This window comes from Enterococcus avium ATCC 14025, assembly GCF_000406965.1.
Lineage (GTDB): Bacteria > Bacillota > Bacilli > Lactobacillales > Enterococcaceae > Enterococcus_A > Enterococcus_A avium.
Window position 1 is genome coordinate 151,167 of sequence record NZ_KE136362.1, and the last position, 25,072, is coordinate 176,238.

A 25,072-nucleotide genomic window follows, 5' to 3' on the forward strand; every position below is an offset into this window, starting at 1 on the left:
ATTAGGTTAAGCTACAAATTCACCTGAGTAAATCGCTGAACAGAAATTTTATAGGCTGCCCACATCGCAACGATATAAATCAGGATTCCTGCGGCTAAGATTGGAAGTTGCTGCATTTGCCCATTAAAAGTGACTGAGTCCAACCATTTAAGAGCAGGAAAGTGGACGATTACTTCCAAGATTATTGCTAATAAGGTCGCTGGAAATAATCCCTTTAGAAAAGAAGCGCCTACCTTATAACCAGTTTTAAAGTAAGTCGTTAGAAAAATCAAATTGAAGCAAGCGAAGATTATCAACCCAAACCCATAGAAGGCAGTATTTGCTTCAATCCCCACTGGATTAGGTTGTGAAAACAGCTGCAGGCGTAGAAAGGCAAACGGAATTGAAATCAAGATTGTCAGCAGCTGCGAAACAAGTAATACCAGCCATTTTCCCAAGACGACTTCCGCCTTTTTCAACGGCAGCAGGGTAGAATAATAGATATCATTGGTTTCACGGGTGTACATCAAATTTACAAAGTTCCCAATCAGACTAAAGAGAAAGACCATCGTATAGGGATAACCGGGAATTAACACCAGCGGTCCCATTAAGGTGAAGACAAATAAATTTGGGTGAGCCGCTAAGCGAATCTCCTTATATAGTAAGTTAGAAATCATAATGTTTTCCCTCCATTCGTACCATGATGTCTTCTAGGCTAAGAGCTTCCATTTCATCAGGCTGCTTCAAATACTGAAAATAATCGATAAATTCTTTTTTAGGCGCATCCTTGATCAGCTCACCTTCTTTGATATAAATGATTGCATCTGCACATTTCTCTAAATCCGATGTAATATGCGTAGAGAAAAGAATACTTTTATCGCCATTTTTAACGATCTGTTGAAAAATTTCGAGCAGTTCATCTCGCGAAACCGGATCAAGACCACTAGTGGGCTCATCAAAAATAAATAGTTGTGCTTGATGAGAAAGAGCCAAGGCGATCAAATATTTGACTTTCATCCCAGCAGAAAGTTCTTTGACTTTTTTGTTCGGTTCCAAAGAGAAGAGCTTCAAATATTTTTGGTAAGCGGTTCCATCCCAATCTGCGTAAAATCGTTTCGTAACTTTAGTAATATCTTTAATTTTCTTCTCCTTATAAAAATCGATGCCGCCTAAAACAACGCCGATTTTTTGTTTGCAGGAAAGCTCATTCTCTAAAAAAAGCGTTTCAAACATCCTGACATGTCCATGATCTAAAGGAATCAAGTTTAACAGTGCTTTTAAGATAGTCGTTTTACCTGCGCCATTGACTCCGATCAGACCGACAATTTTGCCTTTTGGTATTTGAAAGCTGACATTTTTCAATGAAAACATCGGATAATTTTTAGTAAGTTCTGTTACTTCAAGTAAATGCATCATGATTCCTCCTTTTGATCAAAAATATTCTCCATCATGTTTCCGGTCATCCGCATAAAGGCCTCACTATCAATCAAGGCAATTCCTGTAGAGGCAGGGTTCGTGTCCCCAAGAACAATCAATGTATCTCCTGTTTCGATATTGAGAAGGTCGCGGGCCTTTTTAGGCAGGACAATCTGTCCACGAGCTCCTACTGGAACGATTCCAAAGATGTGTTTGCCAGCCGGGCCAATCGGGATGCCTTCAGTTTCTTCATTATGACGAATCAAATCGGTTAATGTAACATCGTACAGACTAGCTAACGCATCGCACTTCATTACGTCAGGTAAAGAATCCCCATTCTCCCATTTAGCAACGGCCTGCCGAGATACCTCTAGACGTTCTGCCACATATTCCAAAGACCAATTATTTCGATTTCTTAATGATCGCAAGTTGTTTGCGATCGGATTATTCTGATTATTCATACTTTTCATCCTCCTTGATTACACTTTATCGTACTTAAATAGAAAAAAGAACCAACTGTTTATAACGAATTTGGTTATGCTTGGTTGCATTGATATCAAAGCTTTGAATAGGCAAGGTTCAGATAGGAGTGAGAAGGCGTAGTTATCATAAATTCAACTCCCTTGTGAAAAAAATACCTAGTCTTATTGAAAGAGTCTATGCAAAAATATGCAAACTTCAAAATAAGACTACTTTAAAAAAAGAGCGCTGAAAGATGCGGCAGCTGACAACTCGGATAAGATTTTAAGAAGCGAGCAGTAGAGTGTTTTGAATTAATAGATGTATTCGATAGGTTCTGCTTACATATAAATGAACAAGCTGATTAAAAGACGAAATAATAGGGAAAACGTAAAATATAACAGTAAGAAGAAAAAGAGTGTTAATTATTAATTCATTATCTTTGGTAACTTATTGTTTTCGTCAAATTAAGGAAGGAAAGTCTAAATGAAAAAGAACATTTTATTAATCAGCTTAACGATACTCTCTGTGTTCAGTGCCTCTACTGCTATCAAAGCAGAAGAAGCAACCCAAGAACAAAGCCCCATCGAATCTGGAGATAGTTCAACTTCAGCTAGTGAAAATAACAATACTATTTTTTCATCAAATTCAAGTGAACCTAATGGTCAAAATATAGAAAACTCTATTGAAAAACAAACGGCAGTGGTGAATGGTGAAGTGGTAGAATTGGAGCCTCCAATTAAAGAAGGTCAGGCCGAAGCCAATGCGACCGAAGCGCCCAAAGAAGATTTAGTCCAAGGAAACGCGCGGTCATTTAGGGCTGCTGCCTCATCTATTCCGATGTATCGTTTATATAATCCTAATAGCGGGGAACATTTTTACACAAAGACGGTGAGTGAGCGCGATCACCTGCGATCGGTTGGTTGGCGTTATGAAGGGATTGGTTGGCAAGCACCAACGAACGGAAATCCTGTTTATCGCTTGTACAATCCGAACGCAGGAGATCACCACTATACGTTACTTGCGAGCGAGCGCGATCATCTGAAGAAGGTCGGTTGGCGCGATGAAGGGATCTCTTGGTACTCACCAAATTCAGGGATACCCCTATATCGCTTATATAATCCAAATGCCAAAGCAGGGTCCCATCACTACACACCGATTACTTCTGAACGAGATAATTTAAAAAAGGCTGGCTGGCGTTATGAAGGGATTGCCTGGTATGCGGTTGGCAATGGAGAACAGAGTCATGAGGATTATCGTTTGTTAGGTGTGCGAAATTATAATCAGTATGCATTAGGCGCACCAAGTGGCTGTGAAGGCGCATCACTACTACAAGCATTACAATACAAAGGCAAATTAAGCGGCTGGAGTTTGCGCTCGTTTTTAAATACCATTCCGAAGTCATCAAATGGAAATCCCAATAATGGGTTTGTTGGTTCACCATTTGTTGAAAATGCGTATACTTATTCTGCTATCTATCCAGCACCGCTTACAACTTGGGGCCAAAAATATGGGAATGTTCAAAATATATCTGGTAGTTCAATGAATACCTTGATAAATGAAGTAAAAAATGGGAATCCTGTTGTGGCGTGGGTGACAATTAATTTTCAGCCAATTCGTTGGGGAAATTGGAGTTTTGGGGTTGCTGCAAATAATAACCATGCAGTCACTTTAGATGGGTTTAATAAGGCAGGAAATCAAGTACATGTGTCTGATCCGATCAGTGGCTCTTATTGGTTGAGTCGTACGACTTTTGAAGCGATTTATAATGCAAGAAAATTTGCGGTAGTTGTGAGATAGACTTATCCCTCAAGCTAAACAAAAAAACGGCCTACGCCGTTTTTTGTTTAGCTTCCACCCATTAGGAAGTCTAGAATGTTCCAGCCATCAGAAGTCTCACTGCGGTAAAGTTCGGTATAGCCGCATTGTTTACAACTGATAGTGGTAAATTTTTTGTTTTGAACATCGAAAATTTTGGCGAAGTTTCCGCCAGTTGCTTGGAACTGGTCAGAAGTATAATGTTGACACCCACATTTATCACAAACAAATTGTTTCCTTTCCATCTCTTTTCCACTCCTTTTTCATTTTCAAGCCGTATACAATCTAGCTATGTGTTTCAATCATTGATAGTCACACGTTTGCTATCTGCAATTTTATAAACTGCGACCGACAAGCTAGGCTTGTATCCTCTTTGATAGTTAAAATTATAACAAATTTAGCGCTTTGTTCCTCCGTCTTTAGGAGTATCTATTGAAATCTTTTTTGACAAATTATCGTTTGTTTGGTTAAATAAGAACATACGTTCGGTTAAGGAGTTGGTTTTAGATGGAGCTGGAAAGAAAAATAGAAATTTTAGCGGAATCTGCAAAATATGATGTTTCTTGTTCTAGCAGTGGTGTGGAGAATAATACACGTCAAGGAACGGTAGGCAGCACCGCAGTTTCAGGAATCTGTCATTCCTTCACGCCGGATGGTCGCTGTGTCTCGCTATTGAAACTATTATTTACTAATGCTTGTATTTTTGATTGTCACTATTGTATTAATCGAAAATCAAACGCGATTCCACGAGCGACCTTTACACCGCAAGAGGTAGCGGACTTAACAATGGATTTCTACATGCGTAATTATATCGAGGGGCTGTTCCTGAGTTCTGCGATTATCAAAAATCCGGACTACACATGCGAGCTTTTGATTAAGACCTTGAAAATTTTGCGTGAAGAAAAAGGTTTTCGCGGGTATATTCACGTCAAGGCGATTCCCGGCGCGGATGAAAAGTTAATTGAGGAGTTAGGCTTTTTGGCGGACCGTATGAGCGTCAATGTCGAACTGCCTTCCCGCGAAAGCTTGAAATTACTGGCTCCGGATAAAGATCCGTTTGACCTATATAAACCCATGAAGCAGATCACGACGGTAAAAAAGGAACAGGAATTTTTACCAGCAGTTCGGCGCGGTCCTAGTTTTGTACCAGCGGGGCAGTCCACTCAGATGATTATCGGAGCCAGTCCTGAGAGTGATCGTTCTATTGTCAAGATTTCAGAGAATTTGTACCAAAAATACCAGTTGAAACGTGTTTATTATTCAGCCTATATTCCGGTTAATCAGGATAATTTATTGCCGGCAGTCACGACCGAACCGCCATTATTGCGGGAGCATCGTTTGTATCAAGCAGATTGGCTGTTGCGCTTTTATAAATTCACGGCTGATGAGATATTGTCTGAGGATAGACCCAATTTCAATCTTTATCTTGATCCCAAAGCCAATTGGGCAGTTCAGAATTATCAACGCTTCCCCGTTGACGTGCAGACTGCGTCTTATGACCAGTTGCTGCGAGTTCCTGGTATTGGACCTAAAAGTGCACAAAATATCGTAAAGGCACGAAAATACTACCGACTGCATTTAACAGATTTAAAGAAACTAGGAATCGTGATTAAGCGGGCGCAATATTTTATTGCCTGTAATCATGAAACGCCAGCAGGTTTGATTAAGGACCCTGAATGGATCATCACGTCATTAATTTCTTCGAAGCAATACGAGGTGTTGAAAAAACACAATACCCAATCGACCAGCGAGCAATTGACGCTCTTTGATGTAGAACGGTTTGAACATGCAAAAAGTAGGTGAGAGCATTGCGAGAATCAACAGAGTATTGGGAATATGATGGGAGTTTTCTAGGTTTTATGACGGTTGTTGATCGTAGTTTTCGTGAAAAGCAATTTCCAGTCATGATTTTAACCCCAGAGACAGCCGTAGAAAGTCTGTTTTTTGCAGAATGGATCGAAACAAATCCCGAACGTGGGGAAAAAATCTATCGTCGTTTACGTCAACGACTAAGGCCGGAAAATTTTCTTTTTATTCAAAATGGGTTTTATGCCACTCTTGAAGGAAAAGAACGCTATTTATTGGATGCCATCGAGATCGCTTTGCAGACGAAGGATTTATTAGAAAATCATTTAGGACATCCTTCCATCTTAGCTTTACGGAAAAGCATTCGAACGATGTTAGGAGAGAACCATCTACTGACAGGATTCGTTCGTTTTGAATACGTTGGTGACGTGCTATTCAGTAAAATTAACCCGAAACACTATGTGATGCCCTATCTTTGCCCGCATTTTGCGGAGCGTTATCCGCAGGAAAAAATCATGATTTATGACGAGACTCATGAGTTGTTAGGCATCATTGATCGCGGTGATATCCATTTGATGGAACATACCAGCTGTCCTGAATTTGCTGAAGCGAGTAATGAACAGGCAATTCGTCAGCAGTGGAAAACCTTTTTGCGTTCAGTCACGATTAATGAACGGGCCAACTATGTGGCGCAGCGAAATCATTTGCCTTTGCGTTTTCGTGGCAATATGACAGAGTTTAAGTCCTAGGAAGAAGAATGCCTTTTTGTTCTAGATTAAGTAAACATTCTGCTAAATAGGAGTCGTTATGTTCAGGATAGATAGGGTGCGTAAGTGGTACTGGAGCAACAGTATCTGTCCTAGGCAGATTTTTCCCGCGGTATAATGGGTCATACCACAAAGGATCAGGCGTATAGCTGCGTTTTTCCATTTCAGCTAGGACCAAAAGATGAAATTGAAACAATTTGTAGTAAGAGTGAGTAAAGACATAATCTACTGTAGCGTGTTTCTTACCCCAGCCTTTTCCTCGCAAGGCAGCCACTTCTCGATGTTGGCCAAGTAGCTGCTGTCTAGGAAGCAGCGGAATTAACGTTTCATGCCAAAGACGCATTTTTTCTCCTCCGTTCTTAGTTAACTGAATTTTTTCATATATTGTTGGGATTTACGAATGATTTGCTCTAGGTGCTTTGCTTTTATGATTTTTCCATTCTGCTTTATAATAGGAGGCATTAGGAAGCGAGTGAATCACATGGAAGAGAAAAAAATGCATGGATCAATGGCGGTCTTAGCAGCATTACTGGCGAATGTGCTGGTAGCTGTCAGTAAGTTTGTCGGCTACATGCTTAGCGGCAGTGCCGCAATGATGAATGAAAGTATTCACAGTGTGGTGGATTGCAGTAACCAAATCTTACTGTTATTCGGCGATCGGCGAGCCGCTCGTGGTCAGAGTGAGCTTCATCAATTTGGCGAAGGACGAGCGAAGTATTTTTTTAGTACGATTGTAGCGACGATGCTGTTTTTCGGAGGTGGCGCCCTGGGTATTTGGGAGGCGGTGGAAAAATTATTCCATCCCAGTCATGAAGTTACGAATCCATTGATCGTATTAGGCATCTTGGTTTTCGGTATTTTAGTTGAGGGCAGTTCATTAAAAATAGCGATCAAAGAAATTCATGAATTAAATACAGAGAAGCTGCCGCTGTTCAAATTTTTACACGAAAGTCGCCATAGTGAGATATTGATTATTTTTACAGAAGATTTTTGTGCAGTGATCGGCTTAGTTTTGGCGATCATTGGCACGTTATTGACAATGCTTACAGGAAATCCAATGTTTGACGCTTTAAGCGGGTTATTGATCGGGATGATGCTGATGTTTGCCTCGATCTTTTTAGCTCGGGAATTTTACAGCTTGATCATTGGAGAAAGCGTGTCTAAAAATGATTTAGTAAAAATTCAAAATGCTTTCAAACGTGATGAAGTCAAAAAGTTGATCGATATCAAAACGGTCCATTTAGGTCCCACAGAAGTGATGATTGCTGCGAAGATTGACATCGCAGATTCTTATGAAGGGATCAGCTATGATGTGGTAAACCAGATCGAGCGAGTAATTCGCAAGGCTTTGCCAGATAAAAAAGCATATATCTATATCGAGACCGATGAGTTTGATCCAGACTATGATCGGAAACGCCAAACCCAATCGGACACATAACCCCTGTGTCCGATTTTTGCCAGTTATGCTTTTCGCAGGTTATTATGTTTGGCTTACAATTTCGCAGTTACAACAAAATTGTAGGCAAGCAGTTTAGCATAATGGTATGCGAAACGAAAATCGGCCTCATTTTTCATGTTTTTTGAAAAATGAATACCTTAGAACGAGGTAGCTGTTAGTTATGTATTTCGCTGTCTGTGATGTTTGACTTACAATTTCACAGTCACAACAAAATTGTAGGCAAGCAGTTTAGCATAATGGTATGCGAAACGAAAATCGGCCTCATTTTTCACGTTTTTGGAAAAATGAAAACCTTAAAAAGAGATAGCTGTTAGTTATGTATTTCGCTGTCTGCGATGTTTGAAATCCATTTTTTCGTAAGAGCATCAACATAAGGAGCCATTTATAAACAATTGACACAAATTGTTGGATAAAAGGAGGGAGATTAAATGTCTTCGTTGCGCTTCTTTTTTACTTATTCACGAGAGTTTCTTCGACATTGGGGAAGCTATATTCTTCTGATCGTTGGAACAAATATTGCGTTAGAAATGCTAGTCATTCCATTAGTTCAATTTTTGATTGCTTTCATTTTGAAGCAAGGAAATATTCCTTATGTTTCAAATACGAATCTATTAACGATATTAACAAGACATCCCGCGGTGTTGGGAGCATTGTTGCTGCTTTTAGCATTTGTTCTAGCGTTGGTTTTTCTCCAGTTCACTTTTCAGTTATTTGGTATCAAGAGTATTCAAACAAAAGAGAATCAGTCTCTTTGGGATTTGTTTAAAAAGTCGATTTATCACATGCGACACTTGCGACCAGAGACATTCTTTTTCTTTCTTTTCTATTTTTTACTGATTCTGCCCTTCGCAAATGCTATTTTTCGAACACCATTACTAAGCAAAGTGACGATTCCGATTTTTATTTTAGAAGCCTTGAGTGAAAATTTTTTGTTTCTCCTATTGCTGATAGTTGCTTCGATTGTTGTCTCTTATATTGGAATTCGTTTGCTGTTTGTATTGCCGCTAATGATTTTTTCGGATGCAGCACCGAAAGCTGCCATTGAAAAAAGTTTAAAGCTGACTCATCATCGGTACTGGCATTATGCCTGGCGAATCTTCTTTTTAACAGGTATTTTGACCTTGGTTTCTTATGTTGGATATGGGATAAGCTATGGGCTTCAGGTAGGCTTTGATTTACTTCCGAAGCCCTTTCCAGCAATTGGTGCTATGCTTACCTTATCGAGTATCCAATTGTTTAGTCAATTAATGCTGGCATGGGCAACGGTTTTGTATTTTAGTGTGTTGGTTCAAAAATTCTATCCATTAGTAATTAGTGGCGAACGTCCTTTGCGATTAGTTAGGCCAAGTTTGTGGACACGGATCGCCGCAGTGATATTATTCATTTTTTTAGGTGGGACTACTTTACTCAGCAATGTTCTTTATCTAGCCGGACTTGAGGATTCGATTCCCTTAACCATCTCACATCGAGGAGTCGATAATGGAAACGGCGTACAAAATACAATTCCAGCAATGGCGGCTACTATCAAAGAGAAACCTGATTATATTGAGATGGATATCCAAGAAACGAAGGATCGTCAGTTTGTCGTGTTCCACGATAAAAATTTAAAAAGATTGACAGGACGAGACAAGACTACTCATGAACTGACGTTAAGTGAAATTCAAGAGCTGCAAGCAGTTGAGAATGGGCACGTGGCACCTATCGCGAGTTTTGATGACTACTTAGCTTTTGCTAATGAACACCATCAAAAATTACTGATTGAGATCAAAACAACTGCTGATGATTCTAAAGAGATGATGGATAGATTCATCGATAAGTATCAAGCAACGATTCTTTCTAATCACCATCGGATTCATTCCTTGGATTATCATGTGGTAGCTGAGTTAAAGGAGAAGGCACCAAAGTTGTATGTCAGTTATGTCTTGCCTTATAATTTAGTATTCCCGCAAACGCCTGCGAATGCATATACTATGGAAGAAACAACATTAACCAGCGATTTTGTTCGTCGTGCCCATGAAGAAAATAAAGATGTCTATGCTTGGACCGTTAATGATGCCGATTCGATGGATCGAATGGTCTCCTTGAATGTTAACGGAATCGTAACGGACGACCTTCAAACATTGCAAGAACAGATTAAAACATATGAAGAAAATCCATCTTATACCAAGCGAATTGAGATGTATATCAATCGTTTGCCAGCGTTGGATGAGCGGATCAGCGAGAATTAGAGTAAAGCGAAAAAAATTCATTAAATTTCCATAGAGTTTTCGTAAAAGATTTTCGAACAGCCGCCTGCTCTATGGTAGAATAGCTATATATTTCACAAAGGAGTTCACCATGAAAAAAAGAGGTTTTGAAGTTACGACAGCTTATCAAGATAAAAACATCAATTTGCCGAAACGAGCAACGAAAAATGCGGCAGGATATGATTTTGAAGCTGCAGAGGATCTCGTGATTCCAGCGGTTTGGAAACAGATCATCCATCATTTTACTAAAAAATCTGAGGTATCTGAAAAGATTGTCAAACCAGTTTTAGTACCTACAGGGATCAAGGCGTACATGGAGCATGATGAATATTTGCAATTAGCGAATCGTTCAAGCAATCCACTGAAACGTTTCTTAACGTTAAGCAACGGTGTTGGTGTGATCGATAGTGATTATTATAATAACCCAGACAATGAAGGGCATATTATGTTCCAATTTTCAAATTTTGGTTTAACCGATGTTCATATCAAAAAAGGTGAACGGATCGGGCAAGGAATTTTCTTGCCATTTCTTAAAGCCGATAATGATAAAGAAGGTGCTGAAAGAACTGGTGGATTTGGTTCTTCAGACAAACAATAAATTTTAATCAACGAGTGAGGCGAAGGGTTTGGCGAAAAAATCCAAGACACAATTTATCTGCCAAGAATGCGGCTATGTTTCGCCGAAGTATCTAGGTCGTTGTCCTAACTGCGGAAACTGGAACACGATGGTAGAAGAAATTGAGCAAAATCACCCTGAAGATCGCCGCAATCGGGTGAGTCTGACAGGGGAACGCGCACAACCGACGAAGCTAAAAGATGTTGTCTTTAAAAAGGAAACGCGCATTCAAACGGATTTAGCAGAATTGAATCGGGTTTTAGGCGGCGGTGTAGTTCCAGGTTCATTGGTTTTGATTGGTGGAGACCCCGGCATCGGGAAATCTACATTACTTTTACAGGTTTCGCACCAATTAGCAGCAACTGGTGGAAATGTATTATATGTTTCTGGGGAAGAAAGTGCTCAGCAGATAAAATTGCGAGCAGAGCGGCTAGGTTCGAGTGAGACAGACTTTTATCTGTATGCTGAAACAGATATGGGCGAGATCAGTCGGACGATTGAAAATCTGAAACCAGATTATGTCATCATTGATTCGATCCAGACTATGACGCAGCCTGACATTACCAGTGTAGCTGGGTCAGTCAGTCAGGTTCGTGAAACGACGGCAGAATTATTGAAGCTGGCGAAAACCAACGGTATCGCGATCTTCATCGTCGGGCATGTGACAAAAGAAGGAAACATCGCAGGGCCTCGAATGTTGGAGCATATGGTGGATACTGTGCTGTACTTTGAAGGCGAAAAACATCACAGTTTTCGGATTTTAAGGGCCGTAAAAAATCGTTTTGGTTCTACTAATGAGATTGGAATTTTTGAGATGCGAGAAAGCGGCTTAGTGGAAGTGGCTAATCCTTCTCAGGTCTTTTTAGAAGAACGTTTAGAAGGTGCGACCGGTTCAGCGATTGTGGTGGCAATGGAGGGTAGCCGACCGATTTTAGTTGAGGTCCAGGCGTTAGTAACACCAACAGTCTTCGGAAATGCGAAACGTACGACGACTGGATTAGACTTTAATCGCGTATCCTTGATCATGGCGGTCTTAGAAAAACGCGCCGGCTTGCTTTTACAGAATCAAGACGCCTACTTAAAGGCTGCGGGCGGTGTGAAATTAAATGAGCCCGCAATAGATTTGGCGGTAGCCGTGGCGATCGCTTCTAGCTACAAAGAAAATGGCACGGAAGCGACTGAATGTTTTATCGGTGAGATTGGTTTGACTGGTGAGATTCGTCGGGTCAGCAGTATCGAGCAGCGCGTCAAAGAAGCCAGTAAGTTAGGTTTCAAAAGAATCTATCTCCCTAAGAACAACATGGGAGATTGGACGCCGCCAAAGGGGATCGAATTGATTCCGGTGGCGACACTAGGTGAAACATTAAGAAAAGTATTCCGTTAATGAGCGGTTGTGCCAGAAATACTTTGGCACAACTGTTATTCTAAGATTTTTGCATAAAAAAATAGATTAATAGAACTTAGGAGGGATGGCATGCAGAAACGTGTGTTAACAGTAATTATCCTGATTGTTGGGATTAGTTTAGGAGTCACTTTCCTACCAACAGCCTGGACAGCAATTGGCAATGCAGACAACATGTGGTTGAATAATTTACTTACGAATGGCCTGATTGGTGCAATTATTTTTTATATTATTTCTTTGGCTATCGTAGAACCAATCACAATTGGGGTAAAAAGAATTGAGAAACAATTAAATGAGCTTAGCTTGACTTATATTTTATTTGGAGTGATCGGCGCAATCTTAGGATTGACCTTGGGATTGATCGGAACGACCCCGTTGTACCAGATTCCGATTCCCTTCATTAATAGCGCATTGCCGATTTTGATTATGCTGCTATTGGGTTATTTAGGCTTCCGAATGGGAACGACTAGAATTGATGAATTGAAAAAATTCTTTAGCGGCCGCAATAAAAAGGCTGAGACTAATGAAGGTGAAGTCCTTGAGCGCAAAGCGGATGATCATTTTCATAAGTATAAAATCTTAGATACTAGCGTTATTATTGATGGACGTATTTATGATATTGCGAAAACAGGCTTTTTGGAAGGCGTCCTAATGATTCCGAACTTTGTCTTGTATGAATTGCAATATATCGCTGATTCTGGCGATAGTTTGAAACGTGTCCGAGGACGTCGCGGCTTGGATATCCTGAATGCTTTGCAAAAAGAAGAAGGTATTGCCGTTGAAATGTACGATGGCGATTTTGAAGATATCAGCGAAGTCGATAGTAAATTGATCAAGCTGGCTAAATTGTTGGATGGGGTCATCGTAACGAACGATTACAACTTGAATAAGGTTTCAGAGTTCCAAAATGTCGCTGTTTTGAACATCAATGCTTTAGCGAATGCGGTGAAACCAGTTGTGATCCCAGGCGAAAACATGAACGTCCTAGTTGTAAAAGCCGGAACAGAGCGACAACAAGGAGTCGCTTATTTGGATGATGGCACAATGGTAGTGGTGGAAGATGGACAACATTATATGAATGAACACATCGAAGTTGTCGTAACAAGTGCCCTGCAAACGGCTGCCGGACGAATGATTTTTGCTAAACCGGCTCATTCTAGCCGCAACATTAAAGATGATTCACCTGAAAAGAAGTTAGACTACACAAATGAGAAAGCAGCAAAATAGCAGTGTAGCTTTACTAAACAATGGATTGATTGTACAATTTGTGTTGAGTAGCAAATTGTACAATCAATCCATTTGCTAAATAAGCGGGAAAGAGGAACTATTATATGTCGAAAATTCGTGTGCGCTACGCACCAAGTCCAACAGGACACTTACACATCGGAAATGCCCGAACAGCCTTGTTCAATTATCTATTTGCTCGCCACAATGATGGAGAATTCATCATTCGGATCGAGGACACTGACTTAAAAAGAAATATCGAAGGCGGCGAAAAAAGCCAATTAGAAAACTTGGCTTGGTTAGGGATTGATTGGGATGAATCCCCTGAAAATCCTGGGAAATATGGTCCTTACCGTCAATCAGAACGACGCGACGTTTATCAGCCGTTAATTGATCAATTATTGATGAGCAATTTGGCATACAAATGCTACTGTACTTCTGAAGAGCTAGAGGCTGAGCGTGAAGCGCAACGTGCACGCGGCGAAATGCCTCATTATTCAGGCAAATGTGCCAATCTAACACCTGAGGAACAAGCAGAAAAAGAAGCACAAGGCCTAGAACCAGTTATTCGCTTCCGTGTCCCTCGCAATACCAGCTTTACGTTTGAGGATATGGTTAAAGGCGAGATCAACTTTGAATCGGATAATGTCGGCGGCGACTTTATCATCCAAAAGCGTGATGGTATGCCAACATATAACTTTGCAGTAGCGGTAGATGATCATTTAATGAAAATCACGCATGTACTGCGCGGCGATGATCATATTGCCAATACACCAAAACAATTAATGATCTACGATGCCTTTGGTTGGCCGCGTCCAACATTTGGTCATATGACCTTGATTATCAATACTGAAACCGGCAAAAAACTAAGTAAACGTGATGAAAGCATTCTGCAATTTATTGAACAATATCGCGAATTAGGGTATTTGCCAGAAGCGATGTTCAACTTTATTGCGTTGCTTGGCTGGTCGCCAGTTGGTGAAGATGAGATCTTCCCGCAAGATGAATTGATCAAGATTTTTGATACTGATCGTTTAAGTAAATCACCAGCAGCATTTGATCAGAAAAAATTAGAATGGGTCAATAACCATTACATCAAAGCGATGGATTTGGATAAATTAACTGAATTATGCTTGCCATATTTAATCAAGGCTGGTAAAGTCGAAGAAAATCCAACGCCTGAACGTAAGGATTGGGTGAAACGTGTAGTCAGCTTATATCAACCGCAAATGAGCTACGCTGCGGAAATTACCGAAGTTTCAAGCTTGTTCTTCCAAGATCATCTTGAGTTAGACGATGCTGCTAAAGAAGTATTAGCCGGCGAAGGCGTCCCAACTGTCTTAGCTGCCTTCAAAGCTCAGCTAGAAAGTTTAGACACAGTTGATGCTGCTAATGTTTTAGCATCAATTAAGGCTGTTCAAAAAGAAACAGGAATTAAAGGTAAGAATCTTTGGATGCCAATTCGTGTAGCTGTCAGCGGTGTAGTACACGGACCAGAACTGCCAGAAACAGTAGAAATCTTAGGCAAAGAAAAAGCCTTAGCACATTTAGATCAAGTAATGTAAACACAAAGAAGAGAAGAAGTAGTAGGTGACGATTTTTCAGAGAGGCTGCGGGTGGTGGAAGCAGTCAAATCAACGCTTACGAAATGCACCTCCGAGTGGTCTTAGCGATATGTAGCTAAGGACGTTTCACAGACGTTACCTGTTTTGAGGCAGATAAACTGCAAACAAAAGTGGGACCACGTTAAAGCGTCTTTTGAGGAAACTCAAAAGACGCTTTTTTGCGAGTTACGCTTTTTGCAGTTTTGTGTTGTACAAGGGTCAAATAAGGATTTTTAACTAAACTAACAGATGCGTAGTTTAGCGGAATCGTATGCGAAACGACTATAAGATCATTTTTCTGGTTTTTGGAAAAATGAGTTCTTTAATTGGAGATAGCCTAATAGCAGGGAATTGGAAATGTGTTGAATGTTTTATGGATAAAAGTCTAAAAATAAAAAAGGAGTTGAGGTAAATGGGATGGTGGCAAGAAGCGATTGCAGCAGCGAAGAAAAATGATCCGGCAGTTAGGACTGGCTTAGAGGTTGTGCTTACATATCCAGGTGTTCACGCGTTGTTTTTTCATAAGTTTTCACATTTTCTCTATCGGCATCAGTGGTTTTTGTTGGCTCGAATCCATTCGCAATTTTGGCGTTTTTTAACGGGGATTGAGATTCATCCTGGTGCTAAGATCGCTCCTGGTGTTTTTATTGATCACGGAATGGGTGTGGTGATTGGTGAAACGGCGGAGGTTGAGCGAGATGTTGTGTTGTTTCATGGCGTAACATTAGGCGGAACAGGAAAAGATACTGGCAAGCGGCATCCCACTGTACGTCAAGGTGCTTTTATTTCGGCGAATGCTCAGATCTTAGGGCCAATCGAAATCGGGGCAGGAAGTAAAATCGGTGCGGGGGCTGTTGTCTTAGAAGATATACCTGCGGATGCAACTGCGGTAGGTGTACCAGCAAAAGTAGCAAGATTACATGGAAAGAAGGTTCAACATGATTAAAATACACAATACGTTGACACGTGAAAAGGAAATTTTTAAACCAATCGAGGAAAATAAAGTCCGAATGTATGTCTGCGGACCAACTGTTTATAACTATATTCATATCGGGAATGCCCGTAGTACGATTGCATTTGATGTCATTCGTCGTTACTTTGAATATCGCGGCTATGAGGTGAATTTTGTATCGAACTTTACCGACGTTGATGACAAAATTATCAAAGCTGCGAAGGAGTTATCGATTACTGCACCAGAAGTAGCCGATCGTTTTATTGCAGCCTTTGAAGAGGATACTGCAGCGCTGAATGTAAAGCCAGCGACATTGCATCCGCGTGTAATCAATCATATTCCTGATATTTTAGCATTTATCGAGACCCTGATTGAAAAGGGCTATGCTTACGAAGCACACGGGGACGTCTATTACCGTACTCGGAAATTCGAACATTATGGCGAATTGAGTGATCAATCGATTGATGAATTAGAGGTTGGTGCGAGCCAACGGACTGGTGCGGAGCAAGCAATTAAAGAGGATCCATTGGATTTTGCCTTATGGAAAAGTGCGAAGCCGGATGAAATTTCTTGGGAGTCTCCTTGGGGTGAAGGACGACCAGGCTGGCACATCGAATGTTCAGTGATGGCGACAAAACACTTGGGAGACACGATTGATATTCATGGCGGTGGACAAGACTTGGAATTTCCTCATCATGAGAACGAAATTGCCCAAAGTGAAGCCAAAACAGGGCAACGTTTTGCGAACTATTGGATGCACAATGGCTATGTAACCATTGGAGAAGACGATGCGAAAATGAGCAAGTCGCTAGGAAACTTTGTAACTGTTCACGACTTAGTCAAAGAAATCGATCCTCAGGTTTTACGCTTCTTTATGGCAACGACACAATATCGTCGCCCAATTCGCTATAGTGAAGCAACCATGAAGGATGCTCAGGCCAATCTGCAAAAATTACGTACTGCCTTTGAAAATGCGGCCTTCCGTCAAGATAAAGCGGAAGCAGCGTTGGCTGATGCTCAGGAAAAGCTTACAGAGCTACAGGTGCTGAAGGATCGTTTTGTTGAAGAGATGGACGATGATTTCAATGCGGCCAATGGGATCACGGTTGTTTATGAATTGGCTAAATGGCTGAATAATTATAGTGAGCAAGAAAGGGTTTCGGCAGCGGTCTTAGCGACAGCACTAGACGAGTACACAAAAATGTTGACTGTTTTTGGAATAGAATTCCAAACTGCTGGTTTATTGGATGAAGAGATTGATCAATTGATTGAAGAACGGAATCAGGCTCGTAAAGACAAAAATTTTGCTCGCAGTGATGAAATTCGCGATCAATTAAAAGAACAAGGAATTATTTTAGAAGACACCCCACAAGGCGTCCGCTGGAGACGAGTATAATGACAGATTATAAACAATTAAACGCATTGGCACTAGCATATGTTGGTGACGCAATCTATGAAACTTATGTACGGGATTATCTAGTCCGTGAGGGCCAGACACGTCCGAATAAGCTGCATCATATGGCGACTCATTTTGTTTCCGCCAAAGCCCAAGCAATGTTGATCCAAAAAATGCTCGATGATGGTATGCTGACAGAAGAAGAGCAGGGAATCTACCGACGTGGACGAAATGCCAAAAGTTACACATCAGCAAAAAATACTAACATCATGACCTATCGTATGTCTACGGGTTTTGAAGCATTAATGGGTTATCTACACTTATTGGAACGAAAAGAGCGATTAGAAGAATTGATCGCATGGTGTTTAGAGAAAGCGGGCGAAACAAATGAAGGATAAGAAGCAGCGTCGAGGAAATGATCGCCGGAATCAGCGGAAAAATGATCGGTCTAAAGATCGCCGCAAAGAGACGGAAACAGTTGAAACAGAAGAGAATAATTTTGTTTTTGGTCATCACGCCAGTGTGGAGGCACTTCAAGCTGGTCGAGGCAATAAATTATTTATGCAAGAGGATGCGCGTGGAGACAAGATTGAGCAGTTGAAAGCTTTAGCGAAGGAACAAGCGGTTCCGGTGAAGTGGGTACCTAAACAAAAACTGGATACATTAAGCGACGGCGGTGTTCATCAGGGAATCGTTTTAGGAATTACTCCTTATGAATATTTGACCTTGGAGGACTTGTTAGCAAAAAATACTTCAGAAGCGGCGCCCTTCCTGTTGATTTTGGATAGTTTAGAAGACCCACATAATTTTGGCTCGATTTTGCGGACGGCCGATGCCAGTGGCGTGTCAGGCGTAATTATTCCAAAACATCGCTCAGTAGGTATTACGCCAGTTGTGACGAAGGCTTCGACCGGTGCAGTAGAATACGTGCCGATTGCTCGAGTAACGAATTTGGCCCAAAGTATTAAGCAGTTAAAAGATGCAGGATATTGGATTTTCGGAACAGACATGGAAGGAACGGACTATCGTCAATGGAAGGTGGAAGGACCGATCGCTTTAATCATCGGTAATGAAGGCAAAGGGATGAGTGCTGGACTGAAAAAGGAAGTTGATGAGATGTTAACGATCCCTATGACAGGACATGTGCAGAGCTTAAACGCAGGAGTTGCTGCGGGTCTATTGATGTATGAAGTTTTCCGAAAGCGAAGTGAATTGTAATGAAAAGGCAATTGTTGATCGTTGACGGGTACAATATGATTGGTGCATGGCCTGAGTTGACCGCATTAAAAAACCAAGAGCGTCTAGAAGAAGCACGCGAAGCATTGCTATTTCGTTTGTCTAACTATGCTAAGTACCAAGGATTGGAAACAATTGTTGTTTTCGATGCGCAATTTGTTCCAGGAATTACCCAAAGCTACCAGAAGTATCAGCTGACTGTTGTTTTCACAAAAGAGGATGAGACCGCAGATAGTTATATTGAACGAATTGCTGGAGAATTGAATGATCGCTTGACTCAAGTAACGGTAGCAACGAGTGATCTTGCTGAACAATGGACCATTTTTTCGCAGGGGGCATTGCGAACTTCTGCGCGTGAGTTGTACAAGTCTGTCCAGCAAACCGAGGCTGTGATTACCGGGGATACAAAAGATACGCATTTTAAAAATTTTCGACGTAATTCCCCGTGGAATAATGAACAATTGCAAAAATTGTCACAAAAACTGGACGAATTAAGCAAAAAAAAATAAATTGATTGTCGACACCCCTCTCTGACTTATAAAGCGTGTATGCTTTTATTTGTTGAGAGGGGTGTAAAAATGAAAGAATCAACGCGTTATGAAAAAATTGATGGTGCCGCTTTTGAAGAAATGTTTAGTCAATATTTACCGATTGTCTATAGTATGCAATCCCGTTATTCGATTCGTGATTTTGATTTTGATGACTGGCTGCAGGAGGGACGAATCGCACTGAATGATGCCCTGCAGAGCTACTGTAAGGGTCGTGGAACAACGTTTGGCTTATACTACAAGATGATATTTGAAAATCGAATTCGTTCTCTCTTGCGTCGTCAGCAAGCTCAAAAACGATTTGCCCAACAACAGGCTGTATCAATGGATAAAGCTGATATGGAGGCTTTTGATGAACACTTTCAATATCATGAGTACATGGAAGAAAATCTATTTATTAGTGAGATGTTACTAGCTGGAGAAGTTCCACTGTCTTCATTAGAAAATCGGTCCTTGTATTACTATCTCAAGGGTGAGGAGCCCTCGACGATCGCTCAGCTTCTAAATGAATCAGAAAAGGCGATCCGTAACGCGTTGAATCGGGCAAAGAACAAATTAAAGAAAAAACTATATGATTTAGATGAATAAGGGCTGCATTCAGCTTAATAAGGTATAAAGTTGCATATTTTTTTATCTTATGATAACATTGAAAAGTTTTAGATTTGTGCTATAATGTATTTTGAGGTGAACTGTATGCCAACAACTTTAGCGTCTATCAAGAAAAACTTGGAAGACCGTATTGGTGCTCCGATTATGCTTGTTGCTCAGACGGGACGCAAGCGTCAAACGCAACGCAAGGGAATCTTAACTGAGACATATCCTTCCGTATTTGTGGTTGATTTGGACCCAGAAGAAAATTCTTTCGAACGTGTTTCATACAGCTATTCCGATGTATTGACTCGCACAGTAGAGATCGAATTTTTAACAGAAGCAATTTAAAAACCATGGAGCGTATGCTCCATGGTTTTTATTTGTCTTCGACGTTCTTTTGTGTTTCTTTAGCTGCTTTATTTTGTTCAACTAAAAGATCACGAATATCTGCTAAATATTCTTCAGCTGTCGGTACTGGTACCTCTTCTTCTTTTTCTTCTTTAGAAATACTGCTTTTTGCTTTGTTTGCAGCTTTAACAATCAGGAATAAAACAAAACCAGTAATAATAAAGGTGATCAATGCACTAATTACATCACCAAACGCAAAGGTCACGCCTTTAACTGGTTTCCAATCCAAAACGGACATCGCCTCGTTCAAATCTTTTCCTTTCGTAAACAATGACACGATCAGCCCAACCAACGGTGTAATTAATCCATTAACAATATTTGTCACAATTGCAGTAAATGCAGTACCGATTACAACACCAACAGCAAGATCAATGACATTGCCTCTCATCAAGAAATCTTTAAATTCTTTAATCATAGGGTCTTCCTCCTTATTTGCAAATTGTATACCATCCAACGTTTTACTATCTTCTTATCAGATAAGCTTTTCCCAAATATACTTTCCTTTTTACGATAGACATCACTTCGTATAATCAAAAAACAGAAATGGAGCCAGCGAAGTTGGATGAGAATTTTTCCTTAATTTTTAGTATAGCGAAAGAAGAAAAAAATTTGAAATAAAACAGACTATCGGTTAGCGCAGATTTCGAATCTTGGAGCTCGCCTGTGCTATAATTAGCTTTAGTGATAAAGACAAAGGAAGACCCTTTTTTCGTTTTTATAGAAGTATTGGGGAGGGTTCCTTTTAGCGGAGAATATCTAGCTTGAAAATCAAGCTTATTTTTCTTTGAAAAAAATAATTGATTAGCATAAAAAAGGAGCTTTGTAATGATCGAACTTAAGAAGGGCGTGCGGCTGCACGTTATTGCGACAAAGAAATACAAAACAATTCAAATCTACGGGCGCTTTACCACCCGTTTAACCAAAGAAATCATGACTAAACGAGCCCTTTTGGCGAACTTATTGGAGACCAATTCTTTGCGCTATCCAGATCAAACCAAATTGAGCGGACAATTAGCCGAGCTTTACGGTGCCAGTTTCGGGTTGAATGTTGGACGCAAAGGGAATCTGCATTGGTTAGACATTGGTTTAGGCATTGTCAATGGAAAATACGTTGATGATCCAAAGCTGTTACCCGCTGCAATGGATTTTTTGAAGGAGATTCTATTTTACCCTAATATCCAGGATGGAAAATTCGATGAACAAACGTTTCAGCTGGAAAAAGAAAATTTGCAAAGCTATATCGAGACATTGCAGGAAGACAAGCAGACAATGGCTTCCTTAAAGATCAAAGAGACCTATTTTACGGATGAGGCGCAAAAATTACCAAGCTTTGGTACAGTAGATGATTTAGAGAGTGAGACAAACGAAGGTCTTGCGGCATATTATCAGGAGATGATTACACAAGATCAAGTAGATTTATTTGTGATTGGTGATGTGGAGGAAGCGGAAATAGCCGAGCTGTTCAAAGAGCTGCCTTTTGCCGAGCGAAAAGAAAGCTTCCCGGCTATTTATTATTATCAAGCCAGTGATAATGTGATTCGCGAACAGCAAGTTCAAGAAACGGTGACACAAGGGAAATTGAATCTGGCGTATTCAACCGATGTTTATTACGAAGATACTGACCGTTTTGCACTGCTGGTCTTTAATGGCTTGTTCGGCGGGTTTCCTCATTCGAAATTATTTATGAATGTCAGAGAAAAGGCAAGCTTAGCTTATTATGCCTCAAGCTCTTTTGATACATTCCGCGGTTATTTGCAGGTACAAACGGGAATTAATAGCGACAACCGTCAAAAAGTTTTACGCTTGATTGAGGAACAGCTGCTCGAATTACAAGCTGGTAATTTCACTGATTTGGCTTTCCAGCAAACGAAAGCGATGTTGAAAAATCATTACTTACTAGGCTTAGACAGTATGCAAAATGCGATTGAGACGACTTACTTGGCGCAGTGGCTGCCGCAAAGTAAATTAACAGACGAAGAATGGCTGAGACGTTTAGCTGCTGTGACACCAAAAGATGTACAGAAAGTCGCGAAAAAAATTCGTCTGCAGGCGATCTTCTTTTTAGATGGAGGACAACAGAATGGATAAAGTAGCCTATCAAAAAATCAATGAAATCTTATACAAGGAAATTTTGCCAAATGGCTTAACGGTCTATTTGTTGCCAAAGGCTGGATATCACAAGACGTACGGCCTATTTAGCACCAATTACGGTTCGATCGACAATGAGTTTATCCCACGTGGCGGAACAGAGTACATCAAAGTTCCTGATGGGATCGCTCACTTTTTAGAACACAAGATGTTTGAAAAGGAAGATGGCGATGTGTTTCAAAAGTTTGGTGAGCAAGGGGCATCGGCAAACGCCTTTACCAGCTTTACTCGCACAAGCTATCTATTTTCGACGACTGATCAATTGAAATTGAATTTAGGAACTTTGCTAGATTTTGTGCAAGCTCCGTATTTTACGGAAGAGTCTGTGCAAAAAGAGCAAGGAATCATTGGGCAAGAAATTCAAATGTATCAAGATGATCCGGGATGGCAGCAGTTTTTCGCTATTTTAAAAAATATGTATCCGAAGCATCCTCTGCATATTGATATTGCAGGAACGATTGATTCGATTGCAGAAATTACAGCTGAGGATCTATACACGTGCTACAATACGTTTTATCATCCCAGCAATATGACGCTATTTGTCGTGGGAAATCTGGAGCCTGAAGCCTTAATGGCCTTCATTCGGGAAAACCAAGCGAAGAAAACTTTTGAAGCTCCAGAACCGATCCAACGCCGGTTTCCACAGGAATCACCTGATGAAATCATTAAACGCAGTGAAGAAAAGATGCCAATTACAATACCGAAAGCAATTGTCGGGATCAAAGGTTTGGCAGAATTACCAAAAGACAATAAGGAACGTCTGATCTTCAAAATTTCGATGGACCTTTTATTCCAAATGATATTAGGGACGACTTCACAAAACTATTTACGCTTATATAATGAGGGGTTACTAGACGACAGCTTTGGCTACGAATTTTCATTAGACCGCAGCTTCCATTTTGCGGATTTTGGCGGCGATAGTGAAAATCCGCAAATGCTAGCAGATCGCTTGACGGAGATTTTACTGCATTTTGACAGCGATCCAGAAGTTAATGAGAAAAATCTGACGCTTTTGAAGAAAAAAATGTTAGGAAAATATTTCCAATCTTTGAACTCATTAGAGTATGTTGCCAATCAATTTACCCAGTCATTGTATGGTGAATGGACGCTGTTTGATATGCCCGAAATCATTCAAGAAATCGAATTGACAGATGTTTTGGCTGCGGGTAAATTATTCATCAAAGAAGAAGCCTTCACGCGATTTTATATGGAGAAGAATATTCCTAGTTAAAAAAGTATTAGTAAAAAGGAGGGATAGAATGCCTTATGCGTTAGTAATGGGGGCGAGCGGGGATATCGGTCAAGCTGTTTGCGAAAAACTAGCGGGGCAAGGCTGGTCCCTCTATTGCCACTATAATCAACAAAAAGAAAAAGTTTTAAATTTCGTTTCAGACTTACAGAAACGTTATCCTCAGCAAGATTTTTTTATGGTATCCTTAGACATGTTGAAGGAAACAGAAGTTCCGAGCTTTCTTGAACACTTATTTCAAGTGGATGGGATTGTTTTTGCCTCAGGCTTTACTTTTTACGAGTTGCTTCCAGAGACGAAAGCAGATCAAATGGATGCGTTATGGCAAGTTCATTTGAAAACACCGCTACTTTTGTTACAGAGTTTGCAGGAGAAATTGGCAAAAAATGGAAATGGCCGTGTCGTATTTATCGGATCAGTTTATGGACATCGTGGAAGCAGCATGGAGACCGTCTATAGTGCTGTAAAGGGCGCGCAAGAAGCGTTTGTAAAAGCTTACGCCAAAGAGGTCGCAACTTTAGGAATCACTGTTAATGTCGTGGCACCTGGTGCTGTCCAAACGAAAATGAATGATAATTGGGAGCCGCAAGAGCTGACAGAGTTGATTTCGGAAATTCCTTTAGGACGATTGGCTGACCCCAAAGAAATCGCCGCAGCCTGCAATTACTTATTTTCAAAAGAAGCTAGCTATACCACAGGCATTGTATTGCCTGTTACGGGCGGCTGGTTGGAATAGGAACGAAGATATCAATTCTTTGCCTAACTTTAAATAGGAAAAAAGTATGATAGACGTGATGAAAAACTAAGATTATTTTCTTAATAAGATAATCTCACTAATATGAATTAGGAGTAGAGAACCAAGTGGCTAGTATTAATATTGGAGAAACACTACGTAAAGCCCGGATCGATAAAAAAATCAGTTTAGATGAGCTGCAGCAACGCACAAAAATCCAAAAACGTTATTTGCTGGCAATAGAAGAAAATGACTTCCATGAATTGCCTAGTGATTATTATTTGCGGACATTTATTCGTCAATATGCAGATGAGGTCAAACTTGACGGTAATTATTTGATTGATGTTCTGGATGGTAAGGATCGTCCGATGCCGACTTATCCTGAATTAGAAACCGTTGATGGACTGAGAAAAAATAAGCATGTTGAAAGTCCGACGCGGGCTCGTTTTAAAGCGACCTTGCCGATGATTCTGTTGGGATTGGTGGCACTAGCGATTATTTCGGTGGTCGGTTATATGACTTGGCTGGATCATCAAGAAACCGCAATTATTCCAGAAAATAGTTCCGTTCAAGTTGAACGCTCAGATGTCTCATCATCCGTGGCAGAAAAAGTTTCATCTTCACAACCGAAACCAGTGGAATCCTCAAAGGAGCCAGAAAAACCAAAAATGGCCTTCACGATGGAAAATAATACGACGAACGCGGCGACGATGAAAGTGGAGCATGCGGAAAAACCGTTAAAAATTAGTTTCACTGGAACAGAACGCGTATGGGTCGGTGTCCAAGTCAATGGCGCGTTGACGTATCAGAAGACCTTGGAGAAAGGTGAATCTGAAACAACTGAGCTTCCTGCTGATACGGCTCAAGCAGTGATCACTGTTGGCATGGCAAAATACGCAGAAGTAAAAATCAACGATCAAGCCCTTGATTTCCAACCTGGGAACTCGTTGTTGCAAAAGAATATTACGTTGAATATTGCCTACGCATCTTAGGGCTGTGTTTAAATTGAATTAGG

26 protein-coding genes and 1 other annotated feature are annotated in these 25,072 nt (G+C 40.6%); of the genes, 20 read left to right on the forward strand and 6 right to left on the reverse strand.

Features of this window, described 5'->3' with window-relative positions; translation table 11 throughout:
• Positions 1 to 11: 11 nt before the first annotated feature.
• From OMU_RS07835 to OMU_RS07845, 3 genes are read right to left on the reverse strand one after another with little or no spacing between them, the layout of a single operon-like run.
• Positions 12 to 656 (reverse strand): ABC-2 transporter permease, encoded by a 645-nt coding sequence (locus OMU_RS07835; protein WP_016179408.1) that lies wholly within the window; start codon positions 654 to 656, stop codon positions 12 to 14.
• Positions 646 to 1,395, reverse strand: coding sequence for an ABC transporter ATP-binding protein (locus OMU_RS07840; protein WP_208855691.1), 750 nt, complete (start codon positions 1,393 to 1,395; stop codon positions 646 to 648). The genes OMU_RS07835 and OMU_RS07840 overlap by 11 nt, the downstream gene beginning before the upstream one ends.
• Positions 1,392 to 1,856 (reverse strand): helix-turn-helix domain-containing protein, encoded by a 465-nt coding sequence (locus OMU_RS07845; protein ID WP_016179410.1) that lies wholly within the window; start codon positions 1,854 to 1,856, stop codon positions 1,392 to 1,394. The genes OMU_RS07840 and OMU_RS07845 overlap by 4 nt, the downstream gene beginning before the upstream one ends.
• A 484-nt stretch (positions 1,857 to 2,340) precedes the next feature.
• Here OMU_RS07845 and OMU_RS07850 point away from each other — a divergent pair, with 484 nt between their 5' ends.
• A complete protein-coding gene (locus tag OMU_RS07850; protein ID WP_016179411.1) occupies positions 2,341 to 3,654 on the forward strand; it encodes a C39 family peptidase in 1,314 nt (437 codons plus the stop codon).
• A 47-nt stretch (positions 3,655 to 3,701) separates the two neighbouring features.
• Here OMU_RS07850 and OMU_RS07855 read toward each other — a convergent pair whose 3' ends face one another.
• Positions 3,702 to 3,917: a zinc ribbon domain-containing protein gene (locus tag OMU_RS07855; RefSeq protein ID WP_016179412.1), complete on the reverse strand. Its 216-nt coding sequence runs from the start codon at positions 3,915 to 3,917 to the stop codon at positions 3,702 to 3,704.
• Between the two features lie 262 nt (positions 3,918 to 4,179).
• Here OMU_RS07855 and OMU_RS07860 point away from each other — a divergent pair, with 262 nt between their 5' ends.
• Together OMU_RS07860 and OMU_RS07865 are read left to right on the forward strand one after the other, a co-directional pair.
• The gene (locus OMU_RS07860; protein ID WP_016179413.1) at positions 4,180 to 5,475 is read left to right on the forward strand and encodes a putative DNA modification/repair radical SAM protein; all 1,296 of its coding nucleotides are present in this window, start codon (positions 4,180 to 4,182) and stop codon (positions 5,473 to 5,475) included.
• Between the two features lie 5 nt (positions 5,476 to 5,480).
• Positions 5,481 to 6,227, forward strand: coding sequence for a TIGR03915 family putative DNA repair protein (locus tag OMU_RS07865; protein WP_016179414.1), 747 nt, complete (start codon positions 5,481 to 5,483; stop codon positions 6,225 to 6,227).
• Here OMU_RS07865 and OMU_RS07870 read toward each other — a convergent pair.
• Positions 6,217 to 6,588 (reverse strand): TIGR02328 family protein, encoded by a 372-nt coding sequence (locus OMU_RS07870; protein WP_016179415.1) that lies wholly within the window; start codon positions 6,586 to 6,588, stop codon positions 6,217 to 6,219. The two genes, OMU_RS07865 and OMU_RS07870, sit on opposite strands and share 11 nt — an antisense overlap.
• 138 nt (positions 6,589 to 6,726) lie before the next feature.
• Here OMU_RS07870 and OMU_RS07875 point away from each other — a divergent pair, with 138 nt between their 5' ends.
• From OMU_RS07875 to OMU_RS07935, 13 genes are all read left to right on the forward strand, one after another.
• Positions 6,727 to 7,683: a cation diffusion facilitator family transporter gene (locus tag OMU_RS07875; protein WP_016179416.1), complete on the forward strand. Its 957-nt coding sequence runs from the start codon at positions 6,727 to 6,729 to the stop codon at positions 7,681 to 7,683.
• A gap of 449 nt (positions 7,684 to 8,132) precedes the next feature.
• Positions 8,133 to 9,932 carry a glycerophosphoryl diester phosphodiesterase membrane domain-containing protein gene (locus OMU_RS07880; RefSeq protein ID WP_016179417.1) on the forward strand — a complete coding sequence of 600 codons (1,800 nt, stop codon included), beginning with the start codon at positions 8,133 to 8,135 and terminating at the stop codon, positions 9,930 to 9,932.
• A 109-nt stretch (positions 9,933 to 10,041) separates the two neighbouring features.
• Positions 10,042 to 10,548, forward strand: a complete 507-nt coding sequence (locus OMU_RS07885; RefSeq protein ID WP_016179418.1) for a dCTP deaminase/dUTPase family protein — start codon at positions 10,042 to 10,044, stop codon at positions 10,546 to 10,548.
• Between the two features lie 28 nt (positions 10,549 to 10,576).
• Positions 10,577 to 11,950: a DNA repair protein RadA gene (gene radA, locus OMU_RS07890; protein WP_016179419.1), complete on the forward strand. Its 1,374-nt coding sequence runs from the start codon at positions 10,577 to 10,579 to the stop codon at positions 11,948 to 11,950.
• A 90-nt stretch (positions 11,951 to 12,040) separates the two neighbouring features.
• Complete coding sequence (locus OMU_RS07895; protein WP_016179420.1) at positions 12,041 to 13,195, forward strand: PIN/TRAM domain-containing protein; 1,155 nt, start codon at positions 12,041 to 12,043, stop codon at positions 13,193 to 13,195.
• Between the two features lie 104 nt (positions 13,196 to 13,299).
• Positions 13,300 to 14,757, forward strand: coding sequence for a glutamate--tRNA ligase (gene gltX / locus OMU_RS07900; protein WP_016179421.1), 1,458 nt, complete (start codon positions 13,300 to 13,302; stop codon positions 14,755 to 14,757).
• Positions 14,754 to 14,954, forward strand: a binding site (T-box leader). Its footprint overlaps the gene before it by 4 nt.
• A gap of 254 nt (positions 14,955 to 15,208) precedes the next feature.
• Positions 15,209 to 15,742 carry a serine O-acetyltransferase EpsC gene (gene epsC, locus OMU_RS07905; protein WP_016179422.1) on the forward strand — a complete coding sequence of 178 codons (534 nt, stop codon included), beginning with the start codon at positions 15,209 to 15,211 and terminating at the stop codon, positions 15,740 to 15,742.
• Complete coding sequence (gene cysS, locus OMU_RS07910; protein WP_016179423.1) at positions 15,735 to 17,144, forward strand: cysteine--tRNA ligase; 1,410 nt, start codon at positions 15,735 to 15,737, stop codon at positions 17,142 to 17,144. The genes epsC and cysS overlap by 8 nt, the downstream gene beginning before the upstream one ends.
• Complete coding sequence (locus tag OMU_RS07915) at positions 17,144 to 17,542, forward strand: Mini-ribonuclease 3 (RefSeq protein ID WP_016179424.1); 399 nt, start codon at positions 17,144 to 17,146, stop codon at positions 17,540 to 17,542. Before cysS ends, OMU_RS07915 begins: the two co-directional genes overlap by 1 nt.
• On the forward strand, positions 17,532 to 18,362 hold the full coding sequence (rlmB, locus tag OMU_RS07920) for a 23S rRNA (guanosine(2251)-2'-O)-methyltransferase RlmB (protein WP_016179425.1): 831 nt from the start codon (positions 17,532 to 17,534) through the stop codon (positions 18,360 to 18,362). Before OMU_RS07915 ends, rlmB begins: the two co-directional genes overlap by 11 nt.
• Complete coding sequence (locus OMU_RS07925; protein ID WP_016179426.1) at positions 18,362 to 18,889, forward strand: NYN domain-containing protein; 528 nt, start codon at positions 18,362 to 18,364, stop codon at positions 18,887 to 18,889. The genes rlmB and OMU_RS07925 overlap by 1 nt, the downstream gene beginning before the upstream one ends.
• Positions 18,890 to 18,958: 69 nt before the next feature.
• On the forward strand, positions 18,959 to 19,516 hold the full coding sequence (locus OMU_RS07930) for a sigma-70 family RNA polymerase sigma factor (protein WP_016179427.1): 558 nt from the start codon (positions 18,959 to 18,961) through the stop codon (positions 19,514 to 19,516).
• Between the two features lie 105 nt (positions 19,517 to 19,621).
• Entirely contained in the window at positions 19,622 to 19,867 is a 246-nt protein-coding gene (locus OMU_RS07935) for a Veg family protein (protein ID WP_010782106.1), read from the forward strand.
• A gap of 28 nt (positions 19,868 to 19,895) precedes the next feature.
• Here the strand turns inward: OMU_RS07935 and mscL are convergent, their stop codons facing one another.
• Positions 19,896 to 20,342 carry a large conductance mechanosensitive channel protein MscL gene (gene mscL, locus OMU_RS07940; protein WP_016179428.1) on the reverse strand — a complete coding sequence of 149 codons (447 nt, stop codon included), beginning with the start codon at positions 20,340 to 20,342 and terminating at the stop codon, positions 19,896 to 19,898.
• Between the two features lie 410 nt (positions 20,343 to 20,752).
• Between mscL and yfmF the strand changes: the two genes are divergently transcribed.
• From yfmF to OMU_RS07960, 4 genes are all read left to right on the forward strand, one after another.
• Positions 20,753 to 22,015, forward strand: coding sequence for an EF-P 5-aminopentanol modification-associated protein YfmF (gene yfmF, locus OMU_RS07945; RefSeq protein ID WP_016179429.1), 1,263 nt, complete (start codon positions 20,753 to 20,755; stop codon positions 22,013 to 22,015).
• Positions 22,008 to 23,306 (forward strand): EF-P 5-aminopentanol modification-associated protein YfmH, encoded by a 1,299-nt coding sequence (gene yfmH, locus OMU_RS07950; RefSeq protein ID WP_016179430.1) that lies wholly within the window; start codon positions 22,008 to 22,010, stop codon positions 23,304 to 23,306. Before yfmF ends, yfmH begins: the two co-directional genes overlap by 8 nt.
• Positions 23,307 to 23,334: 28 nt before the next feature.
• Positions 23,335 to 24,060: an elongation factor P 5-aminopentanone reductase gene (gene ymfI, locus OMU_RS07955; RefSeq protein ID WP_016179431.1), complete on the forward strand. Its 726-nt coding sequence runs from the start codon at positions 23,335 to 23,337 to the stop codon at positions 24,058 to 24,060.
• A 125-nt stretch (positions 24,061 to 24,185) separates the two neighbouring features.
• Positions 24,186 to 25,049 carry a RodZ domain-containing protein gene (locus tag OMU_RS07960; protein WP_016179432.1) on the forward strand — a complete coding sequence of 288 codons (864 nt, stop codon included), beginning with the start codon at positions 24,186 to 24,188 and terminating at the stop codon, positions 25,047 to 25,049.
• Positions 25,050 to 25,072 lie beyond the last annotated feature (23 nt).